Below are 17,767 nucleotides of genomic sequence, written 5' to 3'. Positions count from 1 at the left end.
TGCGATCTTTTGATCTTCAGCAACTAAAAAGCCCCGCCCCTCGAAAGAGGAGCGGGGCTTTTTATTGCGCTTGATAAGTTATGTGGATGCCGGTGTGGACGTCGATGTCGATGGCGACGCTGCCATCATCGCCAAGATCGCAGCCTCGTTGCACTCGACAGCTCCTACACAGCCCCTACACGGCGCAACCCGGCGCCTACACAGTTCTTACTCTTCGCCCATCTGCGATTGCAGATAGTTCTCAAGACCAACCTTATCGATCAGGCCCAGTTGGGTTTCCAGCCAGTCGATATGTTCTTCTTCGGACTCAAGGATGTCTTCGAGCAATTCACGGCTACCGAAGTCGCCAACGGTTTCGCAATGCGCGATCGCCACCTTGAGATCGGCATGCCCGGTTTTTTCAATACGCAGGTCGCACTCCAGCATTTCCTGGGTGTGTTCGCCGATCTGCAGCTTGCCCAGGTCCTGGACGTTAGGCAGGCCTTCGAGGAACAGGATGCGCTTGATCAGCTTGTCCGCGTGCTTCATCTCGTCGATGGATTCGTGGTACTCGTGCTTGCCGAGCTTGTTCAGACCCCAATCTTCGTACATGCGCGCATGCAAAAAGTATTGATTGATCGCGACCAGCTCATTGGCAAGGATCTTGTTGAGATGCTGGATGACTGTAATGTCGCCTTTCATGATGGGGTCCTGCCCTGTATTAGCTGTCTATAAGGCAGAGTTTGAGCCGCGTACTTAAGAGTGTCAAACCTAAGTTATTGAAAGTTAAATGAAAATTAATCGGAATAAGAATGTTTGTGTTCCGCGTCTAGAGCGTAAACGATTGATTTTCAGGCATAAAAAAACCGGACATCAGTCCGGTTCTTTGAAATACGGTATTTATGCAGCGGTAAATTCTACAGGATAGGGAATCGCAGCCTGGGCCGATTGTATTTTGGTCAGGGTTTCGCGGACCACTTCCTTGGCAAGGCAGGCGCATTTGCCACATTGGCTGGCAACACCGGTAGCCTGGCGGACTTCCTTGTAGCTGCAGCATCCTTCATAGATTGCATCGCGGATTTGGCCGTCGGTGACGCCAGTGCAGAGGCAGACATACATAAGTGAAAACCGTCGCTGGTTGTGACTCAATTGCGATGGATCTTAATGTTAACGAGAATGATTGTCAAAGTGGTTTCTGACAGCTTCGCGTTATAAGTGGGCGCGACTGACGAACGGTTTTTTCCAAAGCAATGTGCCAGTAAGCGCCACGAAGCATTTTTAACCTGTCTGCGAAAAACCGTTAAGGACAGCTCAAACGCGCAGTGTATGATGGCCGGTCCTTATGAAGCGGGTGCGTGTCACAGGGCTGTCGCCTGAAGGTGGCAGGCTGGCGCAAACCCGGAACTTCACGTTTTTACACCAGGAGATATCCAATGAGCGTACTCGTAGGCAAGCAAGCCCCTGACTTCACCGTACCGGCCGTACTCGGCAATGGCGAAATCGTAGACAGCTTCACCCTGTCGTCGGCCATCAAAGGCAAATACGGCCTGGTGTTCTTCTACCCACTGGACTTCACCTTCGTTTGCCCGTCCGAGCTGATCGCTCTGGACAACCGCATGTCCGATTTCAAGGCACGCAACGTTGAAGTGATCGCGGTTTCGATCGACTCGCACTTCACCCACAACGCCTGGCGCAACACCCCGGTCAACAATGGTGGCATCGGCGAAGTCCGCTACACCATGGCGGCCGACCTGAAGCACGAAATCGCCAAGGCCTACGACGTTGAGTCCGAAGGCGGCGTGGCGTTCCGTGGCGCGTTCCTGATCGACGACAAAGGCGTTGTCCGCTCGCAGATCATCAACGACCTGCCGCTGGGCCGTAACATCGAAGAGCTGATCCGTCTGGTCGACGCTCTGCAATTCCACGAAGAGCACGGCGAAGTTTGCCCTGCCAACTGGAAAAAAGGCGACAAAGGCATGACCGCTTCGACCGAAGGCGTCGCGGCTTACCTGACCGAGAACGCTGCTGCGCTGTAAGGCAGGTTCGAGGCATAAAAAAACCGGCCCTGGTGGCCGGTTTTTTTATGGGGCTGGATAAAGGAAGTCGCCCCCTGTAGGAGCGAGCTTGCTCGCGATGGACTCAAGACCGCCGCGGGGTGTCAGACATCCAGCGTTATCGTTGACGACCTTCGCTGGCAAGCCAGCTCCTACAGGGGGGGGTGTAATCAGTCGTTGAAATCTTCCCAGCCGCCCATTTGTTTCCAGCGATTGACGATGCCGCAGAACAGCTCGGCCGTCTTCTCAGTGTCATAACGAGCCGAGTGAGCCTCGCGACCGTCGAAGTCGATGTCGGCGGCCTGGCAGGCCTTGGCCAGAACGGTTTGACCGTAAGCCAGGCCTGCGAGGGTGGCGGTATCGAAACTGGAGAACGGATGAAACGGGTTGCGCTTCATGTCCAGACGCGCAACCGCTGCGTTAAGAAAACCCAGGTCGAAACTGCTGTTGTGCCCGACCAGAATCGCCCGTTTGCAACCGTTGGCCTTCAGGGCCTTGCGGATACCGCGGAAGATATCGGTCAGCGCCGCTTCTTCACTCACGGCCATGCGCAGCGGGTGATCGAGTTTGATCCCGGTGAATTCCAGGGCGGCTGCTTCGATGTTCGCGCCTTCAAACGGCTCGACGCGAAAGAAGTAGGTGTGATCAGGGTAAACAAACCCTTTTTCATCCATGGCGATGGTGGTGGCGGCAATTTCCAGCAAGGCGTCAGTGGCAGAGTTGAAACCCCCGGTTTCAACGTCGACAACAACGGGCAGGTATCCACGGAAGCGCTCAGCCATCGGGTGGCGCGAGCCACCTCCGCCGCCTTGACCGTCCTGTTCGTCGTCGAAATGGTCTTCACTCACGCGTGTTCCTCCAGCAGGCGCCAGCGCAGTTTTTCACCGGCGCGCAGCGGGATTACAGTCAACTCGCCAAATGGCAGGCTGGTCGGGGCGGTCCACTCTTCGCGGACCAGGGTGATGCGATCGGTGTTCACCGGCAGGCCGTAGAAGCGCGGGCCGTTGAGGCTGGCAAAGGCTTCGAGCTTGTCCAGCGCGTTACGCTGTTCGAAGGCTTCGGCGTACATCTCGATCGCGGCATAAGCGGTGTAGCAGCCGGCACAGCCGCATGCGGCTTCCTTGGCGTGCTGGGCATGGGGCGCCGAGTCGGTGCCGAGGAAGAACTTGTCGCTGCCGCTGGTGGCGGCGTCGAGCAGCGCTTCCTGGTGCGTGTTGCGCTTGAGGATCGGCAGGCAGTAGAAGTGCGGCCGAATCCCGCCCACCAACATATGGTTGCGGTTGTACAGCAGGTGATGGGCGGTGATGGTCGCGCCGACGTTGGCCGAGGCCTCATTGACGAACTGCACGGCGTCAGCGGTGGTGATGTGTTCGAACACCACCTTGAGCGTCGGGAAACGCTCGACCACACGACGCATGTGCTCATCGATGAAGATTTTTTCGCGATCGAACACGTCGACATCGCCACGGGTGACTTCACCGTGGACCAGCAGGGGCATCCCGACTTCGGCCATGGCCTCGAGTGCAGGGAAAATCTTGTCGATGCTGGTGACGCCAGAGTCCGAATTGGTGGTCGCGCCGGCCGGGTACAGTTTGGCGGCGTGAATGAAACCGCTGGCCTTGGCCTCGCGAATTTCTTCGGGCTGGGTACGGTCGGTCAGGTACAGCACCATCAACGGTTCGAAACGACTGCCGGCCGGGCGTGCAGCGAGAATCCGCTGGCGATAGCCGTCGGCTTCAGCGGCGTTGCGCACCGGAGGTACCAGGTTGGGCATGATGATGGCGCGACCAAAGGTGCGCGCGACATCCGCAACGGTATTGGTCAACACGGCACCATCGCGAAGATGAATGTGCCAGTCGTCGGGACGCAGCAGGGTCAGGCGGTCGGACATGAGGGGATTCCAGGCGGGTCAAACTCTGGGGAATGCTACCGGAAAAGACTCTTCCAGGCACTCGCTATCAAGTTTTGCGGGAAGCTTCCGATATCCAACAGGTCTGCCGTGAACATTTGTGTGTCGGTCTTTTTGTTGTAGAAGCCAGTGGAGCCTCCCGTGCGCCAGCGTTATTTAGTCTTGCTCAGTGTGTTCGCCAGCCTTCCTGCGATGGCGCTCACGTTCCAGACTCGCCTGGAGAGCATCGAGTGGACGGTGGAAGGTGACAAGTTCGAATGCCGCCTGACTCAGCCGATCACCGATTTTGGTTCGGGTGAGTTCGTGCGCCGCGCCGGTGAGCAGGCGACGTTTCGGCTGAAGGCTGATATCGCGATGATCGGCGGCGGTTCAGCGACCTTGCTGGCGGCTGCGGCGCCATGGCAGCCGGGGCGTGGCGACATCAACCTCGGTGCCGTGCAAATCGGCAGTGGCAATGTGCTGTTCAACAGCTCGCACGTACAGGCCGGGCGCTTGATCAATGGCTTGATGGACGGCCGCAGTCCGGTGGTGCGGCATTATTCGGGCGATGGCCGGGTATCGGAAGTGCGTCTGTTGCCGGTCAAGTTCAGCAAGGCCTTCAACGAATACCAGGGCTGTGTAGCGAAGCTGCTGCCGAAGAATTTCGAGCAGGTCAGGCAATCCCGGATCGGCTTCCCCGGCGAAGGCATCGATCTCGACGCGCAGGCCAAGGCACAATTGCAAATGATGCTGGCGTTCATGAAGGCCGACCCGACAGTCAATCACATCGAGCTCGATGGTCATTCCGACAACAGCGGCAACCGCCTGACCAACCGGGACCTCTCGCGGCGCCGGGCCCTGGCGGTCATGGAGTTCTTCAAGGCCAACGGTGTTCAGGCGTCGCAGATTACCCTGCGCTTCCACGGCGAACGTTATCCATTGGCGCCCAACACCTCGGCCGCCAACCGGGCGAAGAACCGTCGGGTCAATGTCCATCTCGCGCGGGTGGCGCCGACCGAAAAACCGTCCCCCCGCGCCACGGCGACGGCGAGCGCGGCATCGACGTCCTGAACGGGCTGTGATCGTCGCTCGCTTGACATAATCTGTCGCTTCGTCGTCATAAGCTGTCGCGCCTCTGTAAATTATTCTGCATGACCGGTAGACTTGACGGCTTTCCGTAGAACCCCGTGGAGTGATGGCATGGCGGACGTAAACAAGGTCGTTCTGGCGTATTCCGGCGGCCTGGACACTTCGGTGATCCTCAAGTGGCTGCAGGATACTTATAACTGTGAAGTCGTGACCTTCACCGCTGACCTGGGTCAGGGCGAAGAGGTCGAGCCGGCCCGCGCCAAGGCTCAGGCCATGGGCGTAAAAGAAATCTACATCGACGATCTGCGCGAAGAATTCGTGCGTGATTTCGTGTTCCCGATGTTCCGCGCCAACACCGTTTATGAAGGCGAGTACCTGCTGGGTACTTCCATCGCTCGTCCGTTGATCGCCAAGCGCCTGATCGAAATCGCCAACGAAACCGGCGCTGACGCCATTTCCCATGGCGCGACCGGCAAGGGTAACGACCAGGTGCGTTTCGAACTGGGCGCCTACGCCCTGAAGCCAGGCGTGAAGGTCATCGCTCCGTGGCGCGAATGGGACCTGCTGTCCCGTGAAAAGCTGATGGATTACGCTGAAAAGCACAACATCCCGATCGAGCGTCACGGCAAGAAAAAATCCCCGTACTCGATGGATGCCAACCTGCTGCACATCTCCTATGAAGGCGGCGTGCTGGAAGACACCTGGACCGAGCACGAAGAAGACATGTGGAAATGGACCGTCTCCCCGGAGAAGGCTCCTGACAAGGCGCAGTACCTGGAACTGACCTACCGCAACGGCGATATCGTCGCGCTGGACGGTGTCGAAATGACCCCGGCTACCGTGCTGGCGACCCTGAACCGCATTGGTGGCGAACACGGTATCGGCCGTCTCGACATCGTCGAGAACCGCTACGTCGGCATGAAGTCCCGTGGCTGCTACGAAACCCCTGGTGGCACCATCATGCTGCGCGCCCACCGTGCGATCGAATCGATCACCCTGGACCGCGAAGTGGCTCACCTCAAGGATGAGCTGATGCCGAAATACGCCAGCCTGATCTACACCGGTTACTGGTGGAGCCCTGAGCGTCTGATGCTGCAACAGATGATCGATGCTTCCCAGGCCCATGTGAACGGCGTTGTGCGCCTGAAGCTGTACAAGGGCAACGTGATCGTCACCGGCCGCAAGTCCGACGAATCGCTGTTCGACGCCAACATCGCGACCTTCGAGGAAGATGGCGGCGCTTACAACCAGGCCGATGCGGCGGGCTTCATCAAGCTCAATGCCTTGCGCATGCGTATTGCGGCGAACAAAGGCCGCAAGCTGTTCTGAGACGTCAGATAACGCAGTGCAACCCGCGTCGTTGAATCTGTGGCCTTGTCGTTGACAAGGCCACAGATCTGAAGGGGGGGATGTTCTGCCTGACATTGCGCTGCCGCGTACTGATGACTGTCCTGTCTGTTTCTACCGGGTCTTCAATCGCTATTGACTGCTTTGCGTCAATGGATGCGTTTGTTCAATGACCGTCAGGCCATTTGAATTCAAATTGTAAGCAACATAGAGCGCTGCACCACTGTGTTTCTTTGTGTTTCTTGCATGTTTGAATGGGCTCTCCTTCAGCAGCCTCTGTGATTCACTGCAGGTGATGAACACGATGGCATGCGCAGCTTTTCCCTGTTCTTGTCGAATATTTTCCAGCGAGGCGTCCATCTCGATGTGTTGGCTCATCCCGCGTATATCGACGATATACAGGTCTTTGAGTCGCTCCGGCAGGCGGATGTAGTGCTCCGGCGCGGTCTGTAGATCCGTCCCGGGAGGGTCCTGTGCGTAACCGGAAGGGGGAGTGGAGCCGCGATCAATCGTCGATTGACTCCGGGCCGGTTTTTTATGTGTCGACCTGGACTCACGCTTTCCCGGACGCTCGGCCTTGTTCATGGCTTTTATGAAGTGCTCGCCTTTTGCAAAATCGGAAGGTGCGTAAAGCGACCGATAGTTGAAGTTGAGTGTGGCAAAGAAAAGAAAGAGCAGATAAAAAGGAAAGCTGATCAAGAACCAGACGTAGATATCCCGGTCTTCATCATCAAGGAAGGGCAGGGAGACAGCCGCTGAAGTTTCCGACAGGGTTGCGAATATCGCGATGAGTGTCAGGGGGTTGGTGATTTTTTGTTTTATATGTTCCATGTTTTTTTCTCATTAAAGTTTGTCTTTTCTCTTGGGTGTATGGGAGAGGTTTTGGTCTGCTGCTCGGGATGGTAACTGCTTGTTAGTGTTTCGGGTATATCTGTTTCATTGTGTTAGCACCTTAGTGGTTGTTTGGCTATATGAGTAAGAGGACGCTGGATAGGCAATATTGTTAATGTGCGTCCTGGGCCGGAAAATATCGGTTACTTTTCAGGATAGTTCAAACATCGTTGCAGGCCGGATTTTCGGTATCCGAGTCTTTTTGTTTGTTTTATGGTTGCAAATCGATACAAAAAACTGTTGAGGAATCGCAAGTCGAGCGCCTGATAAGTTTTCTGATGCACTGTATTCAAGGAATTTTTGTAGGAATAATCTGTGTTGTTTGTAGGGAATGTCTCTTGCTGTGGATGGCCGGGGGGGGCGGCATGCCATGGGTGAAACGACTAGGCTATTGTGCGGGCTCTAAAAATTCGAACAGCGAAATTGGACTTGCCCATGAATAAAGTGCTGATCGTGGATGATCACCCCGTCATTCGTCTAGCGGTACGTATGCTGATGGAACGTCATGGCTACGAAGTCATTGCAGAAACAGATAATGGTGTGGATGCGTTACAGCTTGCCCGCGAACTTATGCCCGATATTGTCATTCTGGATATTGGCATTCCAAAACTCGATGGGTTGGAAGTCATTGCGCGACTGGCATCGGCAGCCATGCCAATAAAAGTATTGATATTGACGTCCCAGGCACCGGGTCATTTTTCCATGCGTTGCATGCAATCGGGGGCTGCCGGATATGTTTGCAAGCAACAGGATCTCACTGAATTGCTCAGCGCAATAAAGGCGGTGTTGTCAGGCTACAGTTATTTTCCGAATCAAGCCCTGCACACGGTGCGTTCCAGTATGGGCAATGCCAGTGAATCCGATATGGTGGATCGTCTGTCGGGGCGGGAAATGATGGTGTTGCAGCAACTGGCCCGCGGGAGGACCAACAAGGAGATTGCCGACGGCATGTTCCTTAGCAATAAAACCGTCAGCACTTACAAGACGCGCTTGTTATTGAAGCTCAATGCGCGTTCCCTGGTCGATCTGATCGAATTGGCGCAACGCAATGGTCTGGTGTGACGGCGGCAACGTTGACGATAGGCGTTAGGCGATTATCAGGGGGGCGGCTCTGGGTAAAAAGCCTCCGTTTCGGGAGGCTTTTGAGGTGTCATAGGTCAAAATCGTAATCGGCCAATTGCTTTTGCAGTCGGCGCTCCTCCAGCAGATTGTCAATGGTGCGGCGTTTATTGAGGTTGGTCTTTGCCACTTCAACCACAGGGTCGGCGTCATCAGCCTCAACGGGGGTGAAGTCGTCTTCTACGTCCAATTGCTCTTTGCCAGTACTCATAGGGTCAACTCCAGGCTAAGACTGCCTTTGGCGCTCCTTATATCGACATTCGTGCGGTGGGTAAAAAAGATTTTTTCAATCGATATATTGAAAAACCTAATAGCGCCTCAATCGTCCGAGGTCTTGTGCTTGTATTCGCACAGGTCTTCAATCCGGCAACTGCCACAGCGGGGCTTGCGAGCCAGGCAGACGTAGCGACCATGGAGAATCAGCCAGTGATGGGAATCGAGCAGGTATTGCCTGGGCACGAACTTCATCAGCTTTGTCTCGACCTCGACCACATTCTTGCCCGGCGCAATCCCGGTACGGTTGCTGACCCGGAAAATATGGGTGTCCACGGCCATGGTCAGCTGACGGAATGCCGTATTGAGCACCACGTTGGCCGTTTTACGACCGACACCGGGTAGCGCTTCCAGCGCTTCACGGGTTTGCGGCACTTCGCCGCCATGACGCTCCAGCAGCAAACGACAGGTCTCGATCACATTTTTCGCTTTGCTGTTGAACAGTCCGATCGTCTTGATGTACTCCGACAATCCCTCGACGCCCAAGGCGTGAATCGCGGCAGGCGTATTGGCCACCGGATAGAGTTTGGCGGTGGCCTTGTTGACGCCGACATCGGTCGACTGTGCCGAAAGAATCACGGCGATCAGCAGTTCGAACGGCGACGAGTAGGCCAGTTCGGTTTTCGGTTCCGGGTTGTCTTCGTGAAACCGGCGGAAAATTTCCAGACGTTTTGCAGCATTCATGAACAGTGATTTTCCTCGAAGACAGTCAGTGTGAAGGCGTCGGGTGCGCCCAGGCCTGCCAGGCGGCGAGCAGCAGCCCGAGCAGAATGAATCCACCGGGCGCCAGGATAGCCAGGCGTACCCCACCGTCGGCGGTCAGGACCCAGCCTTGCCAGTCCGGTTGCGTGGCGCCAGCCAGCCATGGCAGGTGGCCGCCCAGTGTGCCGCTGCCCAACAGCTCTCGCAGCAGGCCCATACCCATCAGCAACGCGCCGAACAGGCCACACAGGCGCAGACGATCACGCCCTGTGCGCTGGAAAAAACCGGTCTGGTCCATGACGACGCATTGCAAGGCAATCAATCCTGCATACCAGCCCATCTGTTGATGCCATTGAAGCGACCAGGCCTGCGCCCCGAGTTCAGCGCAACTGGTCAGCGTGGCCGCCAGCAAGACGCCAGCAAGCACCTGGGTCGCTGGAATCAGTCGGGCGCGCAACGCGCCCATGCACACCCCAAAGACACTGCTCACCACGATGAACATCAGCCACAAGCCCAGCGCCTTCATCAGCGAGTCCGTCGCGCCGATCAGGGGCGCCAGCATCAGCGAGTGTTGCAGGGGCGATGAGTTATTCATGGGCACTGCTCCCGATCAGCTGTTGCGAGTGTTCATCGAAGTAGCGCAACGCGTCATGAATGGCGTTGATCACCGCTCTTGAGGTGATGGTCGCGCCAGCGATCTGATCAAATGTCCCCTGATCTTTTTTCAGGGCCCAGCCCGCGTCGCCGGGTTCGGCTCGGGTTTTGCCGGCGAAAACCTGAAGCCAGGCGTTGGGCCAGTCGGCAATCCTGCCACCCAGCCCTGGGGTTTCCGATTGATTGAGGGTTTTGACGCCCAGCAACCGGCCATTTGCGCCGATGGCGATCAGCAGTTCGATTGAACCTGCGTAGCCCAGGGTCTGGCTGCGCAGCAATACGGCGCTGGGTTGGCCAGCCTTGGTCACGCGGTAGCCACCCAGCAGCATGCTTTCAGGCAAGTCTGTTCTTGCAAGGCTGAGGGGCTGTTCCAGCGGCTGATTGTCATAACTGTCAGGGGGCAGCAGGTCGAGCAGGTTACGACTGTCGATCAGACGCTGTTCAGCCGCAATGCGCGGCGCGCTGGTGTGCTGCACGAGGTAGGTCGCGCCTGTCCCCAGGCCCGCCAGCAACACCAGGATCACGACACTCGACGCTCGGCTCATGGTTCAACCCGCTCCTGCCTGGCCGCGGCAATCCGCTCCAGCGCCGGTACGCACAGGTTCATCAGCAGTACGGCAAAGGCTACGCCGTCCGGATAGCCGCCCCAGGTGCGAAGCACATACGTCAGCAGCCCCACGCCCGCGCCGAACAGCAGCCGGGCACCGGGGCTTTTGGCGCCGGACACCGGTTCGGTGACAATGAAGAATGCCCCCAGCATGCTCGCGCCAGTGAGCAGATGAAACAGCGGTGAGCCATGGGAATCGGAGCCGGTGCCATTCCAGCACAGCAGACTGATCACGAACAGGCTGGCCAGCATGCCGACCGGCGCGTGCCAGCTGAACACCCGCCGTTGCAGCAGAAACGCGCCGCCCGCCAAAAAGGCCAGGTTGACCCATTCCACGCCCCGCCCGCCGAACCGGCCGAATGCCGGGTTATCGGCGAACAGTTCGTCCATCGTCAGGCTTTTGTTGATCCGCAGGCTGTCCAGTGCCGTGGCCTGGGCCCAGGCATCCGGTGCCTGGCCGAGACTGAAACCGAACACCTGCCGCAAGCCACCGAACAGGTCCATGCCGTGGGACGATGGCCAGTGGGTCATCTGCTGGGGAAAGGCCACCAGCACCAGGGCAAAACCGAGCATGGCCGGGTTGAACGGGTTCTTGCCGACGCCGCCATACAGGTGCTTGCCAAACAACAGCGCAAAAGCCACCGCACTGACCGTCAGCCACCACGGGCAATAAGGCGGCAAGGCCAGTGCCAGCAGCGTCGCACTGACCAGCGCGCTGCCGTCGCTCAAGGTCGGTTTGATGGGGCGCTTGCGCAGCCGCAACACCAGCGCCTCAACCGCCAGTGCGGTCACACCCGCCAGCAGCAGGTTGATCAACACGCCCCAGCCATACCACCAGAACAACACCAGCATTCCCGGCACCGTGGCCAGCAATACCTGCTTCATGGCCTGCTGAAGGCGTTCGTCGGCCGGTTCAAGCAGTGGCATGGGCATCCACCTGCTGCTCGGCTTCAGTCACCGCGTGCTCCAGCGCTGCAATGTGTTCGGCCGGTGCTTCACTGGCTTGAGCTTTCTTGAGTTCGGCGCGGCGCATGGCCAATTGGATCTTCGCCCGATTCAGCTGCGCATTCTTCACCGGGGCAACAGGCGCCGGGGCAGGTGCAGCAGTACTCTCCAGTCTGGCCAGGGCTTGCTCGGCGGCCTCGAACTGCTGTTGCAGCACGATCAGTTGCGATTGCTGCTCGAACGTTGGCGGATGCCCGAAAGCCTTGAGCGATTTATTCAGTTGCGCGCGGCTCATCGCCAGATCGATCTTGGCCTTCTTCAGTGCGGCATCGGCATTGGCGGCTTTTTGCGCGCGTATGCGTTCAAGGGCTGCCTGCACCGGATCGAGCACCACCTCACTGTGCTGCGGCACGGCGCGTTGCGCCCGGGCGTGGCGCTCGGCGAGTTTCTGTTGTTCTTCACGACGCAAGCGGGCGTTGCGCTGTTCGAACCGGCGCCGCGCGTGATTGCGTTTGGCGGCGCGAGCCTGTTGCTGTTCAAGACTGAACGCCAGGCCGCCGACCACCGGCACTACCGTGGCCAGCGGCAACGGCCGCATCTCGATGCAATCCACCGGGCAGGGCGCTACACAGAGGTCGCAACCGGTGCATTCGTCGACGATGACCGTGTGCATCAGTTTGGCTGCACCGACGATGGCGTCCACCGGGCAAGCCTGGATGCATTTGGTGCAACCGATGCACTCGGCCTCGCGGATATAAGCGATTTGCGCGGGAGCCGCACCGCGACTGACGTCCAGCTCCAGCACCGGCACCTTCAGCAGTTCTGCCAGGGCCGCGATGGTTTCGCTGCCGCCCGGCGGGCACTTGTTGATCGACTCGCCGCTGGCGATGCCTTCGGCGTAGGGCTTGCATCCGGGGTGGCCGCACTTGCCGCATTGGGTCTGCGGCAAGAGGGCGTCGATGCGTTGAATCAGACTCATGTTTTGATCAGCCCGCTGAATCCGAGAAAAGCCACTGCAATCAGTCCGGCGCCGATCAGATCGATCGGCAGGCCGCGAAAGGGCAGGGGGATATCGTTATCGATAGTGCGCTGGCGCAGGTCGCTGAACAGACTCAGCACCAGCCAGAAACCCAGCCCGGCACCGAGGCTCAGGGCTGTGGCATGAAAGAATCCCTTGTCATTTTGAACATTGATCAGCGCCAGGCCGAGCACACCGGCGTTACCCAGCAGCAGCGGCCAGAGGCCTTCGAACGAAAGCTTCCCGAGCAGCCGTGCAAGCAGCTTCAACAAGGGCGCGATCAACAGCACGCTCAGTGGCAGAAACACGAACAGGCGCAGCGGCGTCAGCCCCAAAGGCACCAGCAGCCAGTGGTAAAGCGCGTAGCTCGACATGCCCACAATCAGCATCAGGCACGTCGTCGCAATGCCCAGCGCATGCACCTGGCGGCGCTCGCTGCCCAGCAGCGGATCGACGCCCAGGGGCCAGTGCAACACGAGGTTGTTGATCAGGGCAGCGCTGATAAGCGTAAGCAGTATCTCGGTCATGATCGTGCCGGCAAGAACGGGGGCTTTCCAATGGAGCTGTCTAACAAGGTTAGGCATTATCCGGCAAGGACGGAGGGTGGGCCAGACATGAAAATCCCACAGGCGCGCCAGGCACGACTGTGGGATCGATTTACCGCAGGGTGTTACTTGATGCGCTGACCTGGCTTGGCGCCACTGTCAGGGCTGAGCAGGTAGATTTCTTCACCGCCGGGGCCGGCGGCCATCACCATGCCTTCGGAGATGCCGAATTTCATTTTGCGGGGCTTGAGGTTGGCGATCATCATGGTCAGGCGACCATCGAGCTTGGACGGATCCGGGTAGGCGCTCTTGATCCCGGAGAACACATTGCGTTGCTCGTCACCGATGTCCAGGGTCAGGCGCAGCAGCTTGTCGGCACCTTCCACGTGTTCGGCCTTGACGATCAGGGCGACGCGCAAGTCGACCGCGGCAAACGCGTCGAACTCGATCTCCGGCGACAGCGGATCCTTGGCCAGCTCGCCGTTGCCGGCAGGCGCGGCATCGCCAGTGTCGGTCTGGCTGGCGGTCAGGTCTTCTTTCGAAGCATCGGTCATGGCTTGCACTTTTACCGGGTCGATACGGGTCATCAAGGGCTTGAACTCGTTCAGCTGATGGTTGCTGAGCAAGGTCGCGTGGTCGTTCCAGGTCAGCGGCGCCACGTTGAGGAACGCCTCGGCGTCGGCGGCCAGCAGCGGCAATACCGGCTTGAGGAAGATCACCAGTTGGCGGAACAGGTTGATGCCCAGGGCGCAGATGGCCTGGACTTCTTCCTGCTTGCCTTCCTGTTTGTTCAGCGACCACGGCGCCTTGTCGGCGATCCAGGCGTTGGCACGGTCGGCCAGGCCCATGATCTCGCGCATGGCACGGGCGAAATCGCGAGCCTCGTAGGCGTCGGCGATGCTCGGTGCCGCGGCCAGGAAGGCTTCGGTCAGCTCTGGCGCGGCATTGCCGGCCACCAGCACACCCGCGTTGCCTTTATGAATGAAGCCTGCGCAACGGCTGGCGATGTTGACGACCTTGCCGACCAGGTCGGAGTTGACCTTCTGCACGAAGTCTTCGAGGTTCAGGTCCAGGTCGTCGACGCCACGGCCGAGCTTGGCCGCGTAGTAGTAACGCAGGTATTCCGGCGACAGGTGATCCAGGTAGGTCCGGGCCTTGATGAAGGTGCCGCGGGACTTGGACATTTTCTGACCGTTGACGGTCAGGTAGCCGTGCACGTTGATGCCGGTCGGTTTCCGGAACCCGGCGCCTTCGAGCATGGCGGGCCAGAACAGCGCGTGGAAATTGACGATGTCCTTGCCGATGAAGTGATACAGCTCGGCGGTGGAGTCTTTGCCCCAGAACGCATCGAAGTTCAGTTCCGGCTTGCGGTCGCACAGGTTCTTGAAGCTGGCCATGTAGCCGATCGGCGCGTCCAGCCAGACATAGAAGTACTTGCCCGGCTCGTCGGGGATCTCGAAACCGAAGTACGGCGCATCACGGGAAATGTCCCATTGTTGCAGGCCGGCATCGAGCCATTCGGCGATCTTGTTGGCCACGGCTTCTTGCAGGGTGCCGCTGCGGGTCCAGGCCTGCAGCATTTCCTGGAAGTCCGGCAGCTTGAAGAAGAAGTGCTGGGAATCCTTGAGCACCGGGGTGGCGCCGGAGATCGCCGACTTCGGATCCTTCAGGTCGGTCGGTGCGTAAGTCGCGCCGCATTTTTCGCAGTTGTCGCCATACTGGTCTTCGGTGCCGCATTTCGGGCAGGTGCCCTTGATGAAGCGGTCGGCCAGGAACATTTTCTTTTCCGGGTCGAAGTACTGCGTGATCGAACGCGTGGCGATGTGCCCGGCGTCGCGCAGCTTCAGGTAGACCTGGCTCGACAGCTCACGGTTTTCTTCGGCGTGAGTGGAGTGGAAATTGTCGAAGTCCACCAGGAACTCGGCAAAGTCGGCGCTGTGTTCAGCCTGGACGTTGGCGATCAGTTGTTCCGGAGTGATGCCTTCCTTTTCCGCGCGCAGCATGATGGCCGAACCGTGGGCGTCGTCGGCGCAGACATAAATGCATTGATTGCCGCGGTGCTTCTGGAAGCGCACCCACATATCGGTCTGGATGTATTCCAGCATGTGGCCAAGATGGATCGAACCATTGGCATAGGGCAGGGCGCTGGTGACGAGGATCTTGCGTGGCTCGGACATGGGGCTCGGCTACTTGATGAAACGGAGGTCGGCCACTATAAAGCGCTGGCGCATATTTTTCACCCCTGTGGCTCGGCGGAGTTGTGTTGCAAATGCGCTTTGTGGCGAGGGGGCTTGCCCCCGTTCGGCTGCGCAGCAGTCGTAAAACCGACGAATGCGGTGTGTCTGTCCGATTGCATGTGCTGGTTCGGGGGCCGCTTCGCGGCCCAACGGGGGCAAGCCCCCTCGCCACAGGCAATCTTCCTCACCACAAGGAAGCTTTCCAGCCGCGGTAATCTGTTCGCCACAAATGAGTGTCCGGCGTAGGATACCCGCCTGATTTTCCAGTCTTGCTATCGGAGTTGCCCATGAGCGCCGTCAATCGCGCAGCGGTGGAAGCCGTCCTTCGCCAATACACCGACCCTTACCTGAACCAGGACCCGGTCAGCGCCGGGTGCGTGCGCAGCATCGACCTCGAGGGCGATCGCGTCAGCGTCCAGCTGGAACTGGGTTACGCCGCCGGCCTGTTCAAAAGTGGCTGGGCGCAAATGCTGCAAATGGCCATCGAACAGCTCGACGGCGTGACCAGCGCCCGTGTCGAGATCACCAGTGTGATCGCCGCGCACAAGGCTCAGGCACAGATTCCCGGCCTGGCCAACGTCAAGAACGTGGTAGCTGTGGCGTCCGGCAAGGGCGGTGTGGGCAAATCCACCACCGCCGCCAACCTGGCCCTGGCCCTGGCCCGCGAAGGCGCCAAGGTCGGGATTCTCGACGCGGACATCTACGGTCCGAGCCAGGGCATCATGTTCGGTATCCCCGAAGGCACCCGACCGAAGGTCAAGGATCAGAAATGGTTCGTGCCGATCGAGTCCCATGGCGTCGAAGTGATGTCCATGGCGTTCCTGACCGACGACAACACGCCGATGGTCTGGCGTGGACCGATGGTTTCCGGGGCGTTGTTGCAACTGGTCACTCAAACGGCCTGGGGCGACCTGGATTACCTGGTCATCGACATGCCCCCTGGCACCGGCGACATCCAGTTGACCCTGGCGCAGAAAGTCCCGGTGGCCGGTGCAGTGATCGTGACCACGCCGCAGGACCTGGCATTGCTGGACGCGCGCAAGGGTGTGGAGATGTTCCGCAAGGTCAACATCCCGGTGCTGGGCGTGGTGGAAAACATGGCCGTGCACATCTGCTCCAACTGCGGGCATGCCGAGCATCTGTTCGGTGAGGGCGGAGGGGTGAAGCTGGCCAACCAGTACGGCGTCGAACTGTTGGCCTCGTTGCCGTTGGCAATGGCTATCCGCGAACAGGCCGATGGCGGCAAGCCTACGGTGATCGCCGAGCCGGACAGCCCGATTGCGCTGGTGTACCAGGAACTGGCTCGCCATGTCGGCGCACGGATTGTGTTGCAGGAAGCGGTGACGCCGGCGATGCCGAACATCACCATCAGCGACGATTGATATCCTTCGGATAACACGAAAAACCTGTGGGAGCGAGCTTGCTCGCGATAGCGGTGTATCAGTCACCAGCAATGGTGAATGTGACGCCCTCATCGCGAGCAAGCTCGCTCCCACAGTGGTTCTGGGGTGACCTTAAATGCGCATCCCGCCATCCAATTCCAGAATCCGCCCGGTGTAATAGTCGTTCTCGAATATATACGCCGCCGAATGAGCAATCTCGTCAGGCGTGCCCATGCGCTTGAGCGGTATCCCGGACGTCATCTTCTCCAGCGCTTCCGGTTTCATCCCCAAGGTCATTTCGGTTTCGATAAAGCCCGGTGCGATGCCCGCCACACGAATGCCGTAGCGTGCCAGTTCCTTGGCCCAGGTCACGGTGGCTGCAGCCACCCCGGCCTTGGCGGCGGAGTAGTTGGTCTGGCCGACGTTGCCGGCGCGGGAGATCGACGAGATATTGATGATCGTGCCGCCCGTCTCCAGCTCGATCATTTTCGCCGCGACTTCCCGGGTGCACAGGAACACGCCGGTCAGGTTGACGTCGATGACCGCCTGCCATTGGGCCAGGCTCATTTTGGTCATCTCGCCATCCTTGACCTTGACCAGCAGACCGTCGCGCAAGATCCCGGCGTTGTTGACCAGACCATGGATCGCACCAAAATCGTTGGCCACTTGGGCAACCATGTGCGCCACTTGCTCTTCATTGGCGACGTTGCACAAGTAGGCGCGGGCTTCGACGCCCCTGGCCTGGCATGCGGCGACGGTGTCGTCGAGTTTTTCCTGGTTCAGGTCCACCAGTGCCAGCTTCGCGCCAAGGCCAGCGAAATACTCGGCCATGGAGCGGCCTAAACCCTGGCAACCGCCCGTGATAATGATTACTTTGTCAGTGAGTTGCATTCGCATGCCCCAATAGCAGGTCAGAGTGGTTTTGCTCCTGGAGAGCCTCTCGATCTGCACCTGATGTGGCCTGGTTGCACATGAGAACTGCCCGTTGGCGTGCTGGAACTTATCCCAGATGCCCGTCCGTTTTTTTGACGGATTCT

Annotated in this window: 19 protein-coding genes; 5 read left to right on the top strand and 14 right to left on the bottom strand. The window is 58.8% G+C overall.

Annotated features, from left to right (window positions below):
• Positions 1 to 207: 207 nt before the first annotated feature.
• The gene (gene bfr, locus ACA062_RS27000; RefSeq protein WP_064679481.1) at positions 208 to 681 is read right to left on the bottom strand and encodes a bacterioferritin; all 474 of its coding nucleotides are present in this window, start codon (positions 679 to 681) and stop codon (positions 208 to 210) included.
• Between the two features lie 198 nt (positions 682 to 879).
• Positions 880 to 1,098: a bacterioferritin-associated ferredoxin gene (locus ACA062_RS26995; RefSeq protein WP_064679480.1), complete on the bottom strand. Its 219-nt coding sequence runs from the start codon at positions 1,096 to 1,098 to the stop codon at positions 880 to 882.
• A gap of 314 nt (positions 1,099 to 1,412) precedes the next feature.
• On the opposite strand from ACA062_RS26995, the gene ACA062_RS26990 reads away from it, so the two are divergent.
• Complete coding sequence (locus ACA062_RS26990) at positions 1,413 to 2,015, top strand: peroxiredoxin (RefSeq protein WP_064679479.1); 603 nt, start codon at positions 1,413 to 1,415, stop codon at positions 2,013 to 2,015.
• Positions 2,016 to 2,203: 188 nt separating this feature from the next.
• Here the strand turns inward: ACA062_RS26990 and rnt are convergent, their stop codons facing one another.
• Positions 2,204 to 2,881, bottom strand: a complete 678-nt coding sequence (gene rnt, locus ACA062_RS26985) for a ribonuclease T (protein WP_064679478.1) — start codon at positions 2,879 to 2,881, stop codon at positions 2,204 to 2,206.
• Entirely contained in the window at positions 2,878 to 3,924 is a 1,047-nt protein-coding gene (gene pyrC / locus ACA062_RS26980) for a dihydroorotase (RefSeq protein ID WP_138968976.1), read from the bottom strand. The genes rnt and pyrC overlap by 4 nt, the downstream gene beginning before the upstream one ends.
• A 159-nt stretch (positions 3,925 to 4,083) precedes the next feature.
• Here pyrC and ACA062_RS26975 point away from each other — a divergent pair, with 159 nt between their 5' ends.
• Entirely contained in the window at positions 4,084 to 4,992 is a 909-nt protein-coding gene (locus tag ACA062_RS26975; RefSeq protein ID WP_497453767.1) for a flagellar protein MotY, read from the top strand.
• 129 nt (positions 4,993 to 5,121) lie between these two features.
• Positions 5,122 to 6,339, top strand: a complete 1,218-nt coding sequence (locus ACA062_RS26970) for an argininosuccinate synthase (RefSeq protein ID WP_007898502.1) — start codon at positions 5,122 to 5,124, stop codon at positions 6,337 to 6,339.
• A 150-nt stretch (positions 6,340 to 6,489) separates the two neighbouring features.
• Here ACA062_RS26970 and ACA062_RS26965 read toward each other — a convergent pair whose 3' ends face one another.
• Entirely contained in the window at positions 6,490 to 7,188 is a 699-nt protein-coding gene (locus ACA062_RS26965) for a hypothetical protein (RefSeq protein WP_497453766.1), read from the bottom strand.
• A gap of 495 nt (positions 7,189 to 7,683) precedes the next feature.
• Here ACA062_RS26965 and ACA062_RS26960 point away from each other — a divergent pair, with 495 nt between their 5' ends.
• Positions 7,684 to 8,310 carry a response regulator transcription factor gene (locus ACA062_RS26960; protein WP_128872623.1) on the top strand — a complete coding sequence of 209 codons (627 nt, stop codon included), beginning with the start codon at positions 7,684 to 7,686 and terminating at the stop codon, positions 8,308 to 8,310.
• Positions 8,311 to 8,398: 88 nt separating this feature from the next.
• Here the strand turns inward: ACA062_RS26960 and ACA062_RS26955 are convergent, their stop codons facing one another.
• From ACA062_RS26955 to metG, 8 genes are all read right to left on the bottom strand, one after another.
• Positions 8,399 to 8,578 carry a PA3496 family putative envelope integrity protein gene (locus ACA062_RS26955; RefSeq protein ID WP_497453765.1) on the bottom strand — a complete coding sequence of 60 codons (180 nt, stop codon included), beginning with the start codon at positions 8,576 to 8,578 and terminating at the stop codon, positions 8,399 to 8,401.
• 107 nt (positions 8,579 to 8,685) lie between these two features.
• Entirely contained in the window at positions 8,686 to 9,324 is a 639-nt protein-coding gene (gene nth / locus ACA062_RS26950; protein ID WP_497453764.1) for an endonuclease III, read from the bottom strand.
• A 25-nt stretch (positions 9,325 to 9,349) separates the two neighbouring features.
• Positions 9,350 to 9,937 (bottom strand): Rnf-Nqr domain containing protein, encoded by a 588-nt coding sequence (locus tag ACA062_RS26945; RefSeq protein ID WP_497453763.1) that lies wholly within the window; start codon positions 9,935 to 9,937, stop codon positions 9,350 to 9,352.
• Positions 9,930 to 10,541, bottom strand: a complete 612-nt coding sequence (locus ACA062_RS26940; protein WP_497453762.1) for an RnfABCDGE type electron transport complex subunit G — start codon at positions 10,539 to 10,541, stop codon at positions 9,930 to 9,932. Before ACA062_RS26940 ends, ACA062_RS26945 begins: the two co-directional genes overlap by 8 nt.
• Positions 10,538 to 11,530 carry an RnfABCDGE type electron transport complex subunit D gene (locus ACA062_RS26935; protein WP_497453761.1) on the bottom strand — a complete coding sequence of 331 codons (993 nt, stop codon included), beginning with the start codon at positions 11,528 to 11,530 and terminating at the stop codon, positions 10,538 to 10,540. Before ACA062_RS26935 ends, ACA062_RS26940 begins: the two co-directional genes overlap by 4 nt.
• Positions 11,517 to 12,527 (bottom strand): electron transport complex subunit RsxB, encoded by a 1,011-nt coding sequence (rsxB, locus tag ACA062_RS26930; protein WP_497453760.1) that lies wholly within the window; start codon positions 12,525 to 12,527, stop codon positions 11,517 to 11,519. The genes ACA062_RS26935 and rsxB overlap by 14 nt, the downstream gene beginning before the upstream one ends.
• The gene (locus ACA062_RS26925; RefSeq protein ID WP_497453759.1) at positions 12,524 to 13,093 is read right to left on the bottom strand and encodes an electron transport complex protein RnfA; all 570 of its coding nucleotides are present in this window, start codon (positions 13,091 to 13,093) and stop codon (positions 12,524 to 12,526) included. The genes rsxB and ACA062_RS26925 overlap by 4 nt, the downstream gene beginning before the upstream one ends.
• Before the next feature lie 143 nt (positions 13,094 to 13,236).
• Positions 13,237 to 15,288 carry a methionine--tRNA ligase gene (metG, locus tag ACA062_RS26920; RefSeq protein ID WP_497453758.1) on the bottom strand — a complete coding sequence of 684 codons (2,052 nt, stop codon included), beginning with the start codon at positions 15,286 to 15,288 and terminating at the stop codon, positions 13,237 to 13,239.
• A gap of 347 nt (positions 15,289 to 15,635) precedes the next feature.
• Between metG and apbC the strand changes: the two genes are divergently transcribed.
• Positions 15,636 to 16,730 (top strand): iron-sulfur cluster carrier protein ApbC, encoded by a 1,095-nt coding sequence (gene apbC / locus ACA062_RS26915; RefSeq protein WP_497453757.1) that lies wholly within the window; start codon positions 15,636 to 15,638, stop codon positions 16,728 to 16,730.
• Between the two features lie 132 nt (positions 16,731 to 16,862).
• On the opposite strand, the gene ACA062_RS26910 is transcribed toward apbC, so the two are convergent.
• Positions 16,863 to 17,621 carry an SDR family oxidoreductase gene (locus tag ACA062_RS26910; protein ID WP_497453756.1) on the bottom strand — a complete coding sequence of 253 codons (759 nt, stop codon included), beginning with the start codon at positions 17,619 to 17,621 and terminating at the stop codon, positions 16,863 to 16,865.
• Positions 17,622 to 17,767: the final 146 nt, after the last annotated feature.

Source organism: Pseudomonas sp. LBUM1679, from assembly GCF_059695565.1.
Note: the sequence above shows the minus strand (reverse complement) of the source record. Positions and strands in the feature narration are given on the sequence as shown.